The sequence below is a fragment of the Endozoicomonas sp. 8E genome (genome assembly GCF_032883915.1).
Classification (GTDB): domain Bacteria; phylum Pseudomonadota; class Gammaproteobacteria; order Pseudomonadales; family Endozoicomonadaceae; genus Endozoicomonas_A.
The window spans coordinates 6178996-6197671 of record NZ_CP120717.1 but is presented as its reverse complement, the minus strand read 5'-3'; the positions used below and the strand labels follow the sequence as shown (position 1 = coordinate 6197671).

12 protein-coding genes are annotated in these 18676 nt (G+C 47.3%); 2 read left to right on the top strand and 10 right to left on the bottom strand.

Going from position 1 to position 18676, the window contains the following annotated elements:
• Positions 1-89: 89 nt before the first annotated feature.
• The 3 genes from P6910_RS21455 to P6910_RS21445 form a co-directional block, all read right to left on the bottom strand.
• Positions 90-1640: a hypothetical protein gene (locus tag P6910_RS21455; protein ID WP_317143297.1), complete on the bottom strand. Its 1551-nt coding sequence runs from the start codon at positions 1638-1640 to the stop codon at positions 90-92.
• 521 nt (positions 1641-2161) lie between these two features.
• Positions 2162-2599 (bottom strand): hypothetical protein, encoded by a 438-nt coding sequence (locus tag P6910_RS21450; RefSeq protein ID WP_317143296.1) that lies wholly within the window; start codon positions 2597-2599, stop codon positions 2162-2164.
• A 267-nt stretch (positions 2600-2866) separates the two neighbouring features.
• Entirely contained in the window at positions 2867-3388 is a 522-nt protein-coding gene (locus tag P6910_RS21445; RefSeq protein ID WP_317143295.1) for a hypothetical protein, read from the bottom strand.
• A 275-nt stretch (positions 3389-3663) separates the two neighbouring features.
• Between P6910_RS21445 and P6910_RS21440 the strand changes: the two genes are divergently transcribed.
• Positions 3664-3948 (top strand): recombinase family protein, encoded by a 285-nt coding sequence (locus P6910_RS21440; protein ID WP_317143294.1) that lies wholly within the window; start codon positions 3664-3666, stop codon positions 3946-3948.
• Positions 3949-3959: 11 nt separating this feature from the next.
• Positions 3960-5102 (top strand): RNA-guided endonuclease TnpB family protein, encoded by a 1143-nt coding sequence (locus P6910_RS21435; RefSeq protein WP_317143293.1) that lies wholly within the window; start codon positions 3960-3962, stop codon positions 5100-5102.
• A 69-nt stretch (positions 5103-5171) separates the two neighbouring features.
• On the opposite strand, the gene P6910_RS21430 is transcribed toward P6910_RS21435, so the two are convergent.
• The 7 genes from P6910_RS21430 to P6910_RS21400 all read right to left on the bottom strand — a co-directional run bounded on the left by P6910_RS21430 (position 5172) and on the right by P6910_RS21400 (position 18553).
• Entirely contained in the window at positions 5172-7520 is a 2349-nt protein-coding gene (locus P6910_RS21430) for a hypothetical protein (protein WP_317143292.1), read from the bottom strand.
• 157 nt (positions 7521-7677) lie between these two features.
• On the bottom strand, positions 7678-9219 hold the full coding sequence (locus P6910_RS21425; RefSeq protein WP_317143291.1) for a hypothetical protein: 1542 nt from the start codon (positions 9217-9219) through the stop codon (positions 7678-7680).
• A 137-nt stretch (positions 9220-9356) separates the two neighbouring features.
• Positions 9357-11399, bottom strand: coding sequence for a hypothetical protein (locus P6910_RS21420; RefSeq protein ID WP_317143290.1), 2043 nt, complete (start codon positions 11397-11399; stop codon positions 9357-9359).
• Positions 11400-11585: 186 nt separating this feature from the next.
• The gene (locus tag P6910_RS21415) at positions 11586-13556 is read right to left on the bottom strand and encodes a hypothetical protein (RefSeq protein ID WP_317143289.1); all 1971 of its coding nucleotides are present in this window, start codon (positions 13554-13556) and stop codon (positions 11586-11588) included.
• Positions 13557-13774: 218 nt separating this feature from the next.
• Positions 13775-14101: a hypothetical protein gene (locus P6910_RS21410; protein WP_317143288.1), complete on the bottom strand. Its 327-nt coding sequence runs from the start codon at positions 14099-14101 to the stop codon at positions 13775-13777.
• A gap of 594 nt (positions 14102-14695) precedes the next feature.
• Positions 14696-16612 (bottom strand): hypothetical protein, encoded by a 1917-nt coding sequence (locus P6910_RS21405; RefSeq protein ID WP_317143287.1) that lies wholly within the window; start codon positions 16610-16612, stop codon positions 14696-14698.
• 180 nt (positions 16613-16792) lie between these two features.
• Positions 16793-18553 carry a hypothetical protein gene (locus tag P6910_RS21400; RefSeq protein WP_317143286.1) on the bottom strand — a complete coding sequence of 587 codons (1761 nt, stop codon included), beginning with the start codon at positions 18551-18553 and terminating at the stop codon, positions 16793-16795.
• Positions 18554-18676: the final 123 nt, after the last annotated feature.

The following is an 18676-nucleotide window of genomic DNA, read 5'->3' as shown; positions in this document are numbered from 1 at the left end:
TGAGTGTTTAATAATTCTATTCTTGCATTCTGACTACAGATAGGAAGAATAGATCAAGAAAATAAGTGCGCTTTCCTGTCAAAGCTTTTTCAAGGGCCGTCGTCGTCCCGATCGACATCAACATGTTTGCGTTTTAGATGCTTTCTTATGTGTTTCTCCAGAGATTTGGCATTCTTGCAGACTATCTCGCAGGAACTCTGCGGGCTAACCTCCCCGACCAGGCTTGCGCTACAGGCTTTTTGCTTTCTATGTTTTCTTCTTTTGTGATCCGACAAGGCTTGAATATTTTTGCAAATCTTATTGCATGGCTGTTGCTGGCCATCAGCACCGATCAGGATCACGTCACAGGTTTGTTGCCTGCTATGGCTTCTTCTTTTGTGATCCCAGACAGCTCGAGCATTTCTGCAGATTCGATTGCATGGTCGTTGCTTGCCATCCGCCCCGACCACGATCACGTCACAGGTTTGTTGCTCGCCATGTGTTTTTCTTTTGTGATCCGTCAGGGATCGAGCATGCTTGCAGATCTTCCCGCATGGCCTTGGCTGGCCATCCTCTCCCGTCACGGTCACGTTACAGGTTTTTTGCCCGGTGAGGACTCTGCTTTTGTGATTCGAAAAAGCTTGTGCGGCATCTGTTTGGGAATGAAGAGCTGTGCTTTGACTCAATTGTGACGATTCAGTGGTGTTTGGTTGTGTTTCTGAAGTTCCCATTGGAGGAGGCAATTGGGTGAATTTCAGGGAGCCCCCTGCTTCTTGAGAAAGACCGTGTAGATCGAGTGACTCATTAATGACCGGAAACTCAAGCGCGTTGGACGATAAACTTCTTTGCGATAGCACTTCATCATTGAGTAGCCTGTTAGTATTCGTTTTAAAGGCCACACCTGAATTCACCAAGTCTAAAAAGCTGAAGCTTTTGATTGGGTCGTTATCAAAGTCATACGCCTGCTGATCAAATAGTGGGCCAGAATTGAATGTAAATTCAATGTCAGAAAGATCATCCAATGTTCCGACAGGCGAGATTGGTTGAGAATCTGCAGCATTTAAAGGATCAAGATGACCTATGCAACTAAAGCAGCGTCCGTCAGCCAAATGGGGGCATGAGTTTTGTTCGGGTGTTGTTTTTGTGTGAGCTGGCCAATTTTCTATAGAATTCGACGGCCATTCAGCAGGATCACTGCTATCGGATGATGGCCGGAATTCACAAACGCCACGACAGGGATAGATGAAACAATTTAAACCCAAAGTGTGTGAGTGTTGTTGTGGATCTCCGTTACCGTCGCCAGATTCAGAATACTGGAGATGAGTAAAATAGCCTGTAGGCTGGCTGGTGGCCTGTGGGGTATGCTGCCCCGATGATTCAGCTGGCTGGTTTTGGCGGGGATTATGTTCAGAGCCAAGCATCATAGTGATGGTCGCAAACAGTTGATCTCCCTGTGTCAAAATAGATGTCGCCTGTAGTTCAATTGGTTTAAACAACTGTGAATCATGATTCCAAAAGCTTTTTAAAAGCCAGCTGACAGTGACAACCGCTTCTAAAGGTAGCCATGAACAAGGGGCGGAGCGTAGAGGGACGTTCCGGGTTGTCAGGATCAGTTCATAGGCAACCAGCAGGTTCGTGGCGTAAAGCCATTGCTGCGACATCGACTCACTAATGGTCGAACCGCCAAATCTGTGTCGTTTGTCATCCGGTATTGAAGCTGATCCTGTGTAGTCTTCTGTCTCGGCAGTGTCTGAGGAAGTGCACGGCAGTGTATGGCGGCGACGATTTATAAAAAAGCTCTGTTTTTGAGAACCAGCATTCTGTTTAATATCAACAGTAAAAAGTTCTGCCCACGTTTTGGCCTGACAGACTATAGAAAGCCACATTAGCAGCAACAGCGGTGCCGCGGAGAGTGAATGTTTAATAATTCTATACTGCATTCTGGTTAAAGAGAGGAAGGATAGATCAAGAAAACAAGAGTGCTTTCCTGCTAAAGACCTTCTATTAAAAAAAAAGCTGCACTGGTTAAAACCTCATCTAAGGACGACATCAGATCAAGGGCCGTCACCGTCCTTGCCGATATCAACAAGCTTGAGTTTCAGATGCCTTTTTTTGTGCTTCATCGGGCCTCTGGCATTCTTGCAGATATTTCCGCATTGTCGTTGCCGGCCATCCTCCCCGGTCAGTGTTGCGTCACAGGTTTTTTTCCCGCTGTGGACTCTGCTTTTGTGTTGCGAAAGGGCTTTAGCATTTTTGGAGATTGCCCCGCATCGTCGCTGCTGGCGATCATGGTTGCATCACAGGTTGGTTGTGTTCCTGAAGTTCCCATAGGAGGAGGGAAGCGGGTAAGTGTAAAGGAAAAGCGGGCTTGTTCGGGAAGACTGTGTGGATTGAGTGACCCATTAATGACCGAAAATGTATTAGCGGTGAAAGGCAAGTTTCTGAGCGATGGTTCTTCATCTTTGATTGGCCCTGTAGCATTCATTGTGTGGGCTGCCAAAGCATTCATTGAGTCTATTGAGTTGAAGCTATTGTTCAGGTTGCTATCAATGTCATGCGCCTGCTGATCAAATAGTGGGTCAGAATTGAATGGGAATTCAATGTCAGAAAAATTGGACACTGTTCCGAAAGGCCATTTTGGTTGGTAATGTGGATTGTGTTCAGGCTCAAAACAACCTAAGCAACTAATGCCGCGTTCATCGACGAGATGGAGGCATGAGCTTTGTTCGGGTGTTGCTTCAGTATGACCTGTCGAATTTTTTACGTAATTCAGCGACAGTTCAGCGAAACCACTGTTATTGGATGATGGTCGTAATTGACAAACTTCATGACAGGGATAGACGAAACAATTAAACCCAAAGTGTGTGAGTGTTGTTGACGATCTCTCTCACCGTCCCCAGAGCCAGAATAAACGAGGCTGGTGAAAAATCTGCAGGGCCGGTGCTGGTTTCAGGGGGGGCTGGCCGGATGATTCTAATGGCTGACATTGTCGTGGGTTATGCCCAGAGCCAAACATCGTAGTGACAGTCGCAAACCGGTGGTCTTGTGTCAACATTAGTAATGTCCGTTGCTCTATAGGATTAAACAGCGGTGAGTAGAGATTCCAAAAGCTTTTTAAAAGACAGCTGACAGCGACAACCGTTTCCAGAGGTAGCCATGAATAAGGGTTGGAGCCATAGGAGGCGTCTTGGTTGGTCAGGATGAGTTCGAAAGCAACCAGCAGGTTCGTGGCGTAAAGCCATTGCCACGAAATCGACTCAATGATAGACGAACAGCCATGTCTGTGTCGTTTTCTATCCGATGGCGAATCTGATCCTGTATAACTGTTTGTGTCGGCAATGTTTGAGTGGGGCGGCAGTGTATGTCGGCTACGCTCTATAAAAAAAGCTCTGTTTTGGAGAACCCGCATTCTGTTCAATCCCAATAGTGAAACGTCCTGTCCAGGTTTTGGCCTGACAGACGACAGAAAACGACAGAAGCAGTACCAAAGAGAGAGTATGTTTGATAATTCTATCCCTGAAGTCTGGTTCACAGGGAAGAAGGATAGATCACCTTACGAAAGAACGGAGGTCAGGTCAGATAGTTACTTATTTACTTAATCTTTTTAAGGGTTAAAAACAGTTCGAAGAAATCTATTATAATCTAAAGCTATCTTATAAAGTCTCAAGCAGGGATAAGTGATTAGTGAAGATAGGTGAGGCAGCTCGTTTACTTGGTACAGACCCAATAACACTACGGAAATCGGAAAATACAGGTGAGCTGCTTCCTGCCAGAAAGACCAAAGGCGGAGCTCGTTACTACGACGTGTCTGAATTGATGGGCTACAGTAACGAAGCTGCGCCTACGCTTTGCTATTGCAGAGTATCCGGTCACGACCAAAAGCCAGACTTAGACAGGCAGCAAGAGTTACTGGAAGCCTACTGTTCTATAGAAGGTTGGCGAACTCAGGTTATACGAAAAAATGCTTGAGACTTTGCGAGATGTTGTTAGCTCACAAGATTGAACTCAGACCGACAAAACAACAAGCCGATTATCTTGATAGGGCTTGTGGTTCTCGTCGTCATGCGTTCAATCAACTGTTAGCCCATTTCAATCAAGAAGGCGTTAAATGGTCAAAGAAGGCTGCGAATGAAAAATACCAAGAACTCAGGCTGGAGTTTCCATGGTATTCAGAAGTCAGCCAACGTGTCACCAGGAACACAATCGACGATCTTCATGACGCCTTTACTCACTTCTTTCGTCGGGTGAAGAAAGGAGAAAAAGCAGGTTATCCAAGATTCAAGAAGCGAGGACTACACGACAGTTTTTCTCTCAGAGAAAAACCCAAGTTCGATGTTGATGGCAGAACACTTCGCATTGAGAAACTGAAAACCCGCATCAAGATGCGCCAAGAGCTGAGATTCACAGGAACACCCTGTCAGGTGACGATCAGTAAGCGAGCCGGAAAGTATTTCGCTTCTATTTTGGTAGACACTCAGGATTACGACCCAAAAGCACAAAGCAATGAGTCTGTAGGCGTTGATTTTGGCATCAAAGATTTAGCTATTTGCTCGAATGGCAAAACCTTTGCTGCTAATCAGAAACTGAAAGGCTCTCTGAAACGCCTTAACAGTAAACAGAGGGCGTTAAGCCGCAAAACAAAGGGAAGCAACCGCTATGTGAAAGCCAAGCGAGCGGTTGCCAAACTGCATTACCGGATAAGTAACCAGCGATCAGCCGTACTACATGAGGTAAGTGATTATCTGACGTCAAGATTCAAAATAATCACCCTCGAAAATCTGAATGTCAAAGGCATGGTAAAAAACCGCAAACTGGCAAGAGCAATCAGTGACGCAGGTTTCGGTAAGCTGAGAGAACTTGTTGAATACAAGGCAGAGCTGAGAGGATGCCAGGTTGTGATTGCAGATCGGTTCTTTCCAAGTTCAAAAAAGTGTGCGGTTCACACTTGCGACTACATAAATGACAATCTCACTCTGTCTGATCGTGAGTGGCGGTGTCCAAAATGTAAAACCCTGCATGACAGAGATTACAGTGCAAGTTTGAACCTTGATAATTATGGTCGAGACACGTTGCAGCTCGACGGGGTCGCCCAGACCCTAAACCCTACGCAAGAGTGGAGTTAGACACGGTTCGTCGTGCATCCATGTTGAAGGCGTAGATAAGTCTACATAATTACAGATTATGTTAGATTTTTAGTAGCGGCTAAGATCATCTTCCTGCTCCTCAGCAGCGTGCTTGCGTTTTCGATGTGTTCTTTTATGTTGCAACAGGGCTTCAGCATTACTGCAGCCATTGGCGCGTGGTTGCGGCTGGCTGTTCCCTACGTCTATGGTTGAGTCACAGATTTGCTGCCCTGTATGCTCTTTTCTTTTGTGATTCGACAGAGACTGAGCATTCCTGCAGACCTTCCCGCATGGTTGCAGCCGGCCATTCTCCGCGACTATTGTCACATCACAGGTCTTTTGCCCGCTATGAAATTGGCTTTTGTGAGTCGATAGAGCTAGAGCACTCCTAAAAATCTTTGTGCATGGCTTAAGCTGTCCATTCTCCCCGACTATTGTCACGTCACAGGTCCTTTGCCCGCTATGATATTGGCTTTTATGAGTCGATAGAGACTGAGCATTCTTACAGATCTTCCCACATGGATGCGACTGACCATCCTCGCCGATCGTTATCACATTACAGGTCTTTTGCCCAGAATGATATTGGCATTTATGACTTGCCAGAGATTGAGCACTCTTAAAAATCTTTGCGCATGGCTGAAGCTGTCCATTCTTCCCGACTACTGTCACATGACAGGTCCTTTGCCCACTATGATGTTGGTTTTTATGAGTTGATAGAGACTGAGCATTCTTACAGATCCTCCCACATGGATGCGGCTGGCTATCCTTTCCGATCATTATCACATCACAGGTTTGTTGCCCGCTGTGGGCTTCGCTTTTGTGAGATGACATGGCTACAGCACTCGTTGAAACCTTCCCGCATAGTTGTGGCTGGCCATCCTTCCCGACCACCTTCATATCGCATACTTGTAGCCTGGGGTGGATTCTGCTCTTGTGACATGACAGGACTCGAGAACTCTTGCAGACTTTTCCGCATCGCCGTTGCTTACCATCCTCTGCGATCACTGTTGCGTTACAGGTTTTTTCTCCGGAATGTTCTCTGCTTTTGTGTTCCGACAGACTTCGAGCACGCTTATAGGCCTTTCCGCATAGTCGTTGCTGGCCATCCTTCCCGATCACTATTAAGTCACAGGTAGTTTGCCCGTTGACGATTATGCGATCTGAAAGGGTTGATGCTGTAGCTGTCGGGGAATGATCAGCCTGGCTTTGACTCAATTGGAATGATTCATGGGTTGTTTGTTGTGTTTCTGAAATTCCCATCGGAGGAGGGGATTGGTTAAGTATCAAGGAAAATCTGGCATCTTCGGCAAGACTCTGAAGACCCAGTGACCCATTAGTGGCCGGGGATTCATAAACCTTGAAAGACAAATTCCTGAGCGTCAGCTCTTCATCATTGAGTGCTCCTACAGCATCCGATCCATAGGCTGCTCCTGCATTTAGTAAGTCAATAGAGTTGAAGTTATTGGCCGGGTTGCTATCAAAGTCGTACGCCTCTCGATCAAATAGTGGGTCAGAATCGAATGGCAATTGAAGTTCAAAAAGCTCATCCAATGCTGCCAAAGTTGAGTATGCCTGGGAGGCTGATGCGCATGCAGGATCAAGATAGCGCATACAACTGAGGCAGTGTCCATGGGGCAGATGAGGACATGTTTGTTGGGGTGTTACTGTGTTGTCTATCGAACTCTTTGTAGAATTCAGCGGCCATTCAGCTGAATCGCTGCTATCGGATGGTGGTCGGAATTGACAAACGCCATTGCAGGGAGAGGCGAAACAATTTAAACCTAACGTGTGTTGGTGTTGTTGAGAGCCTCCGTTGCCATCGGCAGAGCCGGAGTAAAAGACGCTGGTGAAAAAGTCTGTAGCCCGGGTACTGGCTATAGGGGGCGGTTGGCCGGATGATTCTGATGCCTGATAGGGGGGTGGGTTATGTCCAGAGCCAAGCATCGTGGTGATGGTTGCAAATCGGAGATCCTCGTCTGTCAACATAAGTGCCGACTGTTGTTCAATCGATTTAAACAGCGGTGAATCGGGATGCCAAAAGCTCTTTAAAAGCCAGCTGACAGCTATAATCGCTTCCAAAGGTAGCGATGAATAAGGAGCGCAGCTCAGAGGAGCGTCTTGAGTGGTCAGGATCAGCTCAAAAGCAATCAGCAGATTCGTGGCGTAAAACCATCGCCACGAGATCGACTCAATGATGTTCGAACCGGCGTGTCTGTGTTGCTTGTCATCGGTTGACGAAGCTGATCCTGGATAGCCTTTTGTGTCGGTAGTGTCTAGCGGGTTTCCCGACAGTGTTAGCCGGTCAGACTTTATGGAAAAGCGCTGTTTTGAACTTGCATTCAGTTCAAGCTCAACAGTAAAGCGTCCTTTCCACGGATCGGCCTCGCAGGCGGCAGAAAGCCACAGTAGCAGCAACAACGGTGCCGCAAAGAGAAGGTGTTTAATAATTTTGTCTCTGGACCCTGATATACAGAGAGGAAGGATAGATCAAGAAAATAAACATGTTTTTCTGTCAAAAACATTCTCTTTAAAGCCAATGGTTGCAGCCGGGAAAAAGCGTGAAAGGTTGGGAAAGTCAAGGGTTACTGTCCAGACTAACAGGCTTTTGTTTTCGATGTTTTAGTTTGTGGTCCCACAGGGTTTTAGCATTCTTGCAGATCATACCGCATGGTCGTTGCTGGCCATCCTCCCCAACCACTATCACATCACAGGTTTGTTGTCCGGTGTGCACTCTTTTTTTGTGATTCGAGAGGGCATTAGCATTCTTGCAGACCCTCCCGCATGGCCACTGTTTGCCATCCTTCCTGACCACCGTTTTGTCACAGGTTTTTTGCCCGCTGTGGCATTTGCTTTTATGCTCCGTCAGAGAGCGGGCATTCTTGCAGACCATACCACATGGCCACTGCTGGCCATCTTTCCCGACCAGGGTCACATCACAGGTTTGACGTCTGCTGTGGTCTCTTCTTTTGTGATCCGACAGGACTTGAGCATTTTTGCAGAATTTCCCGCAGGGCCCTGGCTGGCCATCTGCTCCAATCAGGGTCACGTCACAGGTTTTTTGCCCGGTATGGTATCTGCTTTTGTGAACCGACAGGGCTTTAGTATTTTTGCAAACCCTTCCGCATAGCCGCGGCTGATCATAATCCCCGACCCGTAGTTCGTTGCATACCCGGTTCCCAACGTAGCATTTGCTTTTATGATTCGTCATGAGTTCCTGTGTCTCGGTCAATTGTTCAGAATCGAATCGGCGTTGAATGTCAGGGAGTTCATTCAACGTTTCAAGAGGTGAGTGTTGTTCGGAATATGTTTTGTTTGCTGGATCAAAACCTATGCAACTAAAGCAGTATCCATTAGTCAAATGAGGGCATGAGCTTTCTATTGAATTCAGCGGCCATTCAGTGGGTTCTGGGCTATCGTATGATGATCGGAATTGGCAAACCCCGTTGCAGGGATAGACGAAACAATTTAAACCCAATGTATGCAGGTGTTGTTGAGGATCTCCTTTACCGTCGCCAGAGCCAGAATACACTGGGTTGGTTAATGAACCAGCAATTCGGGTGATGGGTTGGGGGGCTTTCTGGCTGGATGATACGGATGGCTGGTATTGTTGCTGGTCACTTCCAGAGCCAAACATCGCTGTGATGAACGCAAAAAGGCAATTCCCCTGTGTCAACATAGATGCTGCCTGTTGTTTAATCGGGTTATACAGTAGTGAATCGGGTTTCCTATAGCTGTTTAAAAGCCAACCGATAGCCATAATCGCTTTTACGGGTAGCCATGAAGAAAAGTTGGAATTTAGAGAGGTGTTATCGGTTGTCAGGGTCAGCTCGTAAGCAAGCGGTAGCTTTGTGGCATAAAGCCATTGCCACGAAATTGACTCAGAGGTGGTCGTTTTCACTCGGTAACTGTAAAGTTTTTGGCGTTTGTCATCGTGGGGCGAAGCTAATCCTGAACAGCCGTTTGTGTCGGCAATGTCTGACGGGTTGTCTGGTAATGTCTGACGGTCATGCTTTATGAAAAAGCACGGGTTTGGAGAACCAGCATCCTGTTCAAACTCGACCACAAAACGTCCTGTCCACGATTCGGCCCAGACGACAGATAGTGACTGTAGCAGCAAAAGCAGTCCCGCAAAGATTAAGTATCTAATAATACTATCCTTGCTCTCTGGCTACAGAGAGAAAAGATAGATCAAGAAAATAAGCGTGTTTTTATGTTTCCTTCATAAATGATGGGTATCAGATCCATACTACTTATTCATTTACCTTTTTGTGGAGTGGAGTCATCCTCCCGGCCTTCATCAACAGGCTTGAGTTTTCGATGTATTCTTCTGTGATTCGAGGGCTCTATAGAACGCTGGCAGACCTCCACGAGTGAGCGCAGCTGTGCATCCTCTCCGAGCACTTTTACGTTATAGGTTTGTTGCCTGCTGTGAGCTGTTTTTTTGTGATATGTCAGGGTATGAATATTCTTGCAGACTTTCCCGCATGGCCATTGCTGGCCATCGTCCCCAACCAGGGCTATGTCACAGGTTTTTTGTCCACTATGGTGTCTTTTTTTGTGATCAGATAAAGCTCTGGAGCCCTTGCAAATCGCCCCACATGGCTGCTGTCGGCCGTCCTCCCTGAGCATTATTTCATCGCAGGTTTGTTGCCTGCCGTGATCTGTTCTTTTGTGATATGACAGGGTCTTAAGACTCTTGCAGATCTTCCCACATAGCCGCTGCTGACCATCTTCCCCGACCATTCTCACGTCGCAGGTTTGTTGCCCGCTGTGCTTTCTTATTTTGTGATCCGACAGGGCTCCAGCATTTTTACAGATCCGCCCGCAGAGGTGCTTCTGGCCATTCACTCCGATGACTGTTGCGTCACAGGTCTTTTGCCCCGAGTGTACTTTGCTTTCGTGAACAGATAGCGATAGAGCATTCTTGCAGACTTGCCCACATGGTTGCTGCCGGCCATCCTCTCTGACTACGGTCATATAACAGGCTTGTGGCCCGGTGTGGGCTCTTCTTTTGTGATTCACCAGGGCTTGAATATTCTTGAAGACCATCCCGCATGGCCTCTGCTGACCATCCTCACGGACCACTGTTACTTTGCAGGTTGGTTGCTCGCTGCGGTATTCGCTTTTGTGGTCCGGGCAGTTTTTTTGGCCATGTGAAGCTCCTTTAGAAGGAGCAATTCCGGAAGAAAAACAGACATTCTCAAGCATTGGTACGTCAAAATTGAGTGGTCTGGCTGGATCAGTTGTATAGACGACTCCTGCATTTTTGGAGTCCGGGGTCACTCCTTCTGAGGCGATCCCGTCTGAGGCGACCCCGTCTGAGGCGACCCCGTCTATAAAGCTGTCATCCATGTCATGCGGCTGAAGCCCAAATAGTTGGTCAGAATTATATTGGAGATGAGTGGCAGGAGTGGCACGGGGATTAATCCATATTTCGACAGGTGGTTTTTGTTGGAAATATGTTGCGCCTGCAAGATCAAAATGACCTATGCAACTAAAACGGCATTCATTCACCGGATGGGTGCATGAGCTTTGTCCTTTCGAACTTTCTTCGGAACTCAGTGCCCATTCAGTGGGTTCACTGCCGACAGATAATGGTCGCAATCTGCAAACGCCACGACAGGGATAGATGAAACAATTTAAACCCAGAGTATGTGACTGTTCTTGAGGGCCTCCGTTACCGCCACGATAGTCAATATTCACGAGACTGTTGAAAGAGCCTGTAAGGTGATTGGAGGCTTTCTGGAATTGCTGACCGGATGATGCTGATGGCTGGCATTGTTGTTGGTTATTTCCGGAACCAAACATTGCATTGATGGTCGCAAACGGCTGATTCTGATTCGCCTCTTGCTGAGCCACTTTTGGTTCAATCGGGTTAAACATCGGTGAATTGGGGTTCCAGTAGCTTTTTAAAAGCCAACCGAGAACTAAAATTGCTTCTGAAGGTAACCATGAATAAGGATTGGAGAACAGAGGAGCGTCTCGGGTGGTCAGGATAAGTTCGTAAACCGCCAGCAGATCGGTGGTGTAAAGCCATTGCCACGAAATCACATCAACGATGGTTGTTTTAACTCCATAACTGCAAGATTTTTGAGGTATGTCATCAGTGGGCGAATCAAATCCTGGATGGCCTGAAGTACAGATAGTGTCTGACGGATTTTCTGGCAGTGTGTGCTGGTCTCGTTTTATGTAAAAGCCCTGGTCTGGAGAACCAGTATCCTGTTCAAACTCGACAATAAAACGTCTTGTCCAAGGTTCGGCCTGACAGGGGAGGGACAACGTCAGAAGTAAAAACATCACTGCCGCAAAAGGTGAGTGTCTAATAATTCTATCTTTGCTTTCTGGTATACAGAGAGGAAGCATAGATCAAGAAAATCAGCTTGCTTTTCTGTCAAAGATATTCTGTTAATAAATCTTTGTTAAAACCAGAGGCAACACTGGGCAAAAAGTCGCTGCGTATTGGCCTGACCTTTGCCGAAAATATTAAGGATCGAGGTTATTGTCCAGATCCACATCAACAGGTCTGCGTTTTCTATGAATTCTTTTTTGCTCCGACAGGGCTTTAGTATTCTTGCAAATCCTTTCACATGTCCGATGCTGACTATCCTTCCCGACCAGGGTCGGGTTACAGATTTTTCGCTTAGAGTGGTCTCTTCTTTTGTGAGTGGACAGGGCTTTTGCACCTTTGAAGACCATACCGCACGATCGTTGCAGGCCATCCTTCCCGATTACGGTTTGGCTACAGATTACCTGCCTGGTGTGGTATATGTTTTTGTGAGACGTGAAGGTTAGAGCATTCTTGCAGATCTTCCCGCATGGCCTTTGTTGTTCGTCCTCCCCGACCACGGTCATATCACAGACTATTTGTCCGGTATGGTCTCTGCTTTTGTGATCCGTCAGAGTTTTAGCATTCTTGAAGGCCATCCCACATGTCCGCGGCTGACCATCTTCTCCGAACACTGTCACCTCACAGGTTTTTTCCCCGCTGTGGTATCTGCTTTTGTGAGCTGCCAGGGACATGGTATTCTTGAATACAGTTCCGCACGCTCGAGGTTGGCCATCCTCTCCGACCACGGTCAGTTCACAGGTTTTTTTTTCGTTGTGAGAGATTCTTTTGTGAATCGACATGGCTACGTCACTCTCGCAGATCTTCAAGCAGGGTCGCTGCTGGCCATCCTCCCCGACCACGGTCAGGTTACAAATTTTTTTTCCGCTGTGGCGTTTGTTATTGTGAATACACAGAGATCGAGCATTCTTGCAGACTGTACCACATAGATGATTCTGGCCATCCTTTCCGGTCACGCTGATATTGCATATTATTCGTTTGTTGTCGTATATTATTTCATGCTCGGACAAGGCTTGTTGGCAATGAGTAGCTCCTTTAGCTGGTGTTTCTTCGGGAGCAAGACAATCATTCCCGGGTATTGACACATCATCACTGGGTAACCCGGTAAGAGCTTCTGTAAAGGCTGTCCCTGAACTCATTGCGTCCGGGGCGAAACCTTCCGGGGCGATCCTGCCTGTATAGTTGTCGAGAATGACGCGGGGCTGAAATAGCTGGCCAGAAGTGCATTGGAGTTGAATGGGAGGGAGATCATTCAATATTATGGAAGGTGAGTCAGATTGGGGGTCTGCATCGTCTGCAGGATCAAAATGACCTAAGCAACTAAAGCAGTGTCCATCAGCCAAATGGGGGCATGAGCTTTGTATTTCTTTCATCGCCTCTGGAGTCGGTATTGGCGTGTAGGGACGCTCAAAGTAGAGCCCAGCTGGCCCTTTGCTATAGGATGATTGTCGGAGTTGACAAACACCATTACAGGGATAGACGAAACAATTTAAACCCAAAGTATGATGTTGTTGAGGGCCTCCGTCACCACCGCCGGAGCCAGAGTACAGGTGACGGGTGAAAGAGCTTGTAGGCTGAGCAGTCACTTGTCGGGCTTGCTGCTCAGATGATGATGCTGTTGCTGGTGGCTGGTTTTGTTGCAGGTTATTTCCAGAACCATACATCGCATTGAGGGTCGCAAAAGGGTGATCGCTCTGTGTCAGCATGGACGCAGCCTGTGGTTCAATCGGGTTAAAAAGCGGTGGGCCAGAGTTCCAATAGCTTTTTAAAAGCCAGCCGAAAACTGCAACCGCTTCTGCTGTTAGCCATGAATAGGGGGTGGTGCCTGGAGAGGCGTCTTTGTTGATCAGGATTAGCTCGTAACCAACCAGAAGATGAAAGTCGTAAACTAATTGCCAAAAAGTAGTCCCAATAAGGGGCGCCTTCAGTATGTAACTGCAATGTTTTCGTCGTTTTTTATCAAATAGAAAACCTGGTTCTCTATAGTTGTTTATGTCGGCAACGTTTGATGGGTAGTCCGACAATATATGCCGATAAGGCTTTATAGAAGGGTTCTGATCTGTAAAACTTGCATCCTGTTCAAGCTCGACAATAAAGCGCTCTGTCAATGCTTTCGCCTGACAGATTAAAGAAAACGACAGTATCAGAAAAAGCAATACTGCAAAGAGTGAGTGTTTAATAATTCTATCACTGTATTCTGGTTCACAGAGGGGAAGGATAGGCCAAGAAAATAAGGTTGTTTTTGAGTCAAAGACTTTCTGTTAAAAAACTCTGTTAAAAACCATGATTTGCCGCGCTCAGACCTCTTGAATGGGCAGGTGTCAGATCATTGCCTGACGTCTTGACCCACATCAAAAGGTTTGTGTTTTCGATGCGTTCTTTTTTGAACCGATAGAGATGCGGCATTTTTGCAGACTTTTCTGCATGGCCGCTGCTGGCCATCCGCCCCGACCACGATCATATCGCAGATTCGTTCCCCTGTGTGGTATCTGCTCTTGTGATTTGACAGGTCTTGAATATTATTGCAGATCTTTCTGCGCTGTCGTTGCAGACCATCCTGACCGACTTCGATCAGGTTACATAACGTTTGACTACTGTCGTTATTTATTTGTATTGCTGCTGTCCTGGAAAGATGAAGTTGATTCTGATTCAATTGGGACGATTCAACGGTGGTTTGTTGTTTTTCTAAATGGCTACCAGGCGTAAAGAAAATATCGTCTTCTTCGGGAAGTTGCTGTCGATCATAAGACCCATTCCGGATGATTCTGATGGCTGGTGTAATGATGGGTTATGTCAGGACCCAAACATCGCAGTGATGTTAGCAAACGGGTGATCCCCCTGTGTCAACGAGTAATAGTAGTGCTGTATAGAATAAGTGTTTAATAATTCTATCCTTGTCTTCTGGTCTAGCAGCCTGTCGGACTTAAGACTGTCCTACGCGGCAACTGCTCCTGCGTTGCTCTAGCTCCTGCATCCGTGCAGTCGTGCGGTTGCAATAAATTGGTCTAAAAATCCCTGTTTCTTCGTCAAATAGCTCGCTATTCTCCTCAGAAACAGAGATTTTTATCCTCAATTTCTTGCAATCCTCGCTACGGACGCTTAAGTCCGACAGGCTGCTAGGACGGAGGAAGGATAGAACAAGCAAGTAGAGGTGTTTTTCTGTCAAAAAATCGTTGTCAAAAAAACTCCGTTAAAAACGGGTAGTTGCATCTGGAAAAAAACGTTTGAAAGGGTGCCAGATAATGGACTAATCGTCCTGTTCCACATCTACAGGCTTGCGTTTTCGGTGTATTCTTTTGTGGTTCGAGAGGTCTAGAGCATTCTTGCAGACCTTCCCGCATGGCTTTGATTGGCCATCCTCCCCGACCACGGTTAAGGTACAGGTTTTTTGCCTGCTATGGTCTCTGTTTTTATGGGAAGACAGGGTTGCGGTATTTTTGTAGACCCTCCCACATGCCCCCGGCTGGCCATCTTCCCTGACCACAATCAAGTCACAGGTTCTTTTGCCGGTGTGATAACAGCTTTTGTGAGATGACAGGACTCGAGCATTTTTGAAGACCGACCCGCATGGCCGTGGCTGGCCATCCTCACCGATCACTGTTGTGTCGCAGGTTTGTAGCCCGGTGTGGAGTCTGCTTTTATGATCCCACAGGGCTTGTGGGTTATTGCAGGTCTTCCCGCATGGCTGCCGCTGGCCATCTTCTCCGATCACAGTCATTTCACAGGTTACTCGTCCGGAGTGGTATCTTCTTTTGTGAATCGATAGGGCTACAGCATTCTTGCAAACCTTTTCACATTGCTGGCCCCGGCCATCCTTCCCGACCTTTATTAACTCACAGGTAAGCTGCCTGGAGTGGTCTCTTCTTTTGTGATAGGTCAGGGCTCGAGCATTCTTGCAGATCTTCCCGCATGATTGCTGCTGGCCATTCTCACTGGTCACAGTCACTTCACAGGTTCTTTGCCCGCTGTGGTATTTGCTTCTGTGATACGTCAGGGCTCTGGCATTCTTGCAGACGTTCGCGCATGGCCGCTGCAGGCCATCTTTCCCGACCACGGTGGCATCACAGGTTTTTTGCCCGGTATGGTATTTGTTTTTGTGAGAGGGCAGGGTTGAAGCACTTTTGCAGGCAGTTTCGCTTGGTTGCGGCTGGCCAACATCGCCGGTCACAGTCTCGTCACAGGTTGATTGTGCGCTGTGGCTTGTAGCTTTTATTTGACCACTCAGATGGAGTAAGCCATTGATTATTATCGTGTCATCAGCGTTGACAGGTAAATCCCCGAGTGTTGTTACATCAAAGTCGACTGGTTCGGCAGGTTCAGCATTTGCTGCTCCTGCACTCATTTCGCCTTCCGGAGAGTCTACGGAATTTGGCGGCCATTCAGCGGATCCATTGTTATCGGGTGCTGGTCGAAATTGACAAACGCCACGACAGGGATGGACGAAACAATTTAAGCCCATAGTGTGTGAATGTTGTTGAGAGTCTCCGTCTCCGTCGCCAGAGTCAGAATAAAAGGAGCTGGTGAAAGAGCTTCCAGGGTCGATGTAAGCTCGTGGGGCTTGCTGACCAGAAGATTCTGATGACTGATATTGAAGTGGCTTGTGTTCATAGCCAGACATCATAATGGAGTCCTTAAGCGGAGGGTTTTGACCCGCCTCTTTTTGTTCAATCGGGCTAAACAGCGGTGAATCAGGGTTCCAGTAGCTTTTTAAGAGCCAACAGATAGCGATAATTACTTCTAATGGTATCCACGAATAAGAGGGGATCGCAAAACTCCAGCAACCCGTTCCGACGCTGGAGCAAGGTAGTCGGAGTTTTGCGACAGCCTGATAAGGGTTTGTGCATAGAGGCTTGTCTTTGGTGGTCATGATCAGTTCATAGACAACCAAAAGGTTTGTTGCGTAAAACCATTGCCAGGTAATCGACCCCACTTGGGGCTTTTTCACCCCGTAACTATGTTGTTTATGTCGTTTTTCATCAGATGGCAAACCTGATTCATTGTGGCCGTTGGTGCCGCTAATATCTGAAGGGTTGCCCGACAATGTGCCCCGGTCAAGTTTTATAGAAAAATTATGGCTCGGAGAACCTTCACCCTGTTCAAGCTCGACATTAAAATGTCCCGTCCACGGTTTGGCCTGACAGACGACAGTCAGCGACAGTAGCAATAGTGGCGCTTTGAAGAATAAGTGTTTGATAATTCTATCCCGGTCTTCTGGTCTAAAGTGAGGAAGGATAGAGCAAGCAAGTAGAGGTGTTTTTCTGTCAAAAAATCGTTGTCAAAAAAACTCCCTTAAAAGCGGTAGCTGCACCTGGAAAAAACGCTTGAAAGGGTGCCTGATAAGGGACTAATCGCCCTGTTCCACATCCACAGGCCTGCGTTTTCGGTGAACTCTTTTGTGGTTCGAAAGGTCTAGAGCATTCTTGCAGACCTTCCCGCATGATTGCTGTTGGCCATTCTCAATGATCACGGTCACTTCACAGGTTCTTTGCCCGGTGTGGTATCTTCTTTTGTGATCCGACAAGGCTTTAGCACTTCTGCAAACCTCCCCGCATGGCTGCTGCTGGCCATTTTCTCCGATCACTGACTGGTTACAGGTTTTTTGCCCGCTGTGGTCACCTCTTTTGTGATCCGACAGGGCTTGAGCATTCTTGCAGACTGTTCCGCATGGCTGCTGCTGTCCATCTTCCCTGACCAGTTTCATGTCACAGGTTTTTTGCCCTGTATGGTATCTGCTTTTGTGAGATGCCAGGACTCGAGCATTCTTGCAGATCCTTCCGCATGGGCGACGCTGGCCGTACTTGTCGATTACTCTTTTGTCACAGGTTTGTTGGCCGGTGTGGAATCTGCTTTTGTGATTCATCAGGGCTTGAGCATTCTTGCAGACTGTTCCGCATAGCTGCTGATGGCCGTCTTCAAGGACCAGAGGCGCGTCACAGGTCTTTTGGCCGGTGTGGTATTTGCTTTTGTGAGATGATAGGGCTTGGGCATTTCTAAAGACCTTCCCGCATGGCCGCTGCAAGCCATCTTCCATGACCACGGGCACGTCACAGATTGGTTGTGTGCTGTGGTCTCTGGCTCGTATTTGACCACGTAAACTGAGTAGCGCATTGATTATAACAAGGTCATCAACGGTGACAGGCAAATGCCCGGACATTCGTACATTACAATTGAGCGGCCCGGCAGGGTCAGTATTTGTTGCACCTGCACTCATTGAGTGTGTAGCGTTTATAGAATCAAAATGACTTCTGCAGCTGAAGCAGGAACCATTAGCCAGACAGGCTTGTGAGTTCTGCCCTGTTTGACCTGTCGAATCGTCTAAGGAATTTGGCGGCCATTCATCGTGTTCATTGCTATCGGATGATGGTCGAAATTGACAAACGCCATGGCAGGGATGGACGAGACAATTTAAACCTAACGTGTGAGAGTGTTGCTGAGGGTCTCCTTTACCCTCGCCAGAGCAGAGGAAACTCGTGAAAGAGCTTTTTGGGTGGGTGGTAACTTGAGGAGCCTGCTCACCGGAAGAGTCTGATGGCTGATGCTGGTGTTTTGCCGGGTTATGTTCAGAGCCAGGCATCACAATGGTGATCGCAAACGGACGATTCTGGCTCACTTCTTTTTGTACAATCGGGTTAAATAGCGGTGAATCAGAGTTCCAAAGGCTTTTTAAGAGCCAACCGACAGCGATACTTGCTTCCAGAGGTACCCAGGAATAAGAAGATGTCGCAAAACTCCAGCAATCCTTTCTCACCCCGGAGCAGGTGAGCATTTTTGCGACAGCCTGATAAAGGGTCGGGTCCAGAGGGTTGTCTTTGGTGGTCAAGATCAGTTCGTAAGCAACCAACAGCTTTGTTGCGTAAAGCCATTGCCACGAAATCGACTCAATGAGAGTCTTTTTTATCTCGTAACTATAAATTTTTTGTCGTTTTTTATCAGGTGGCATAACCGCTTCTCCGCAACCGTCAGTGTTGCCAATATCTGAGGAGGGGCGAGACAATCTGCGACGGTCAGGTTTTATAGAAAACTTATGGTCTGGAGAAACTGCATCCTGTTCAGGTTTGACAATAAAACGTCCTGTCCAGGGTCTGGCCTGGCAGACGACAGACAACGAAAGTAGCAGCAATAGCAGTGAAGCCGGTACGATGTGTCTAATAATTCTATCCTTGCATTCTGGTCTATAGAAAGAAAAGATAGAACATGAAAATAAGGCTGTTTTTCTTTCAAAAAGCTC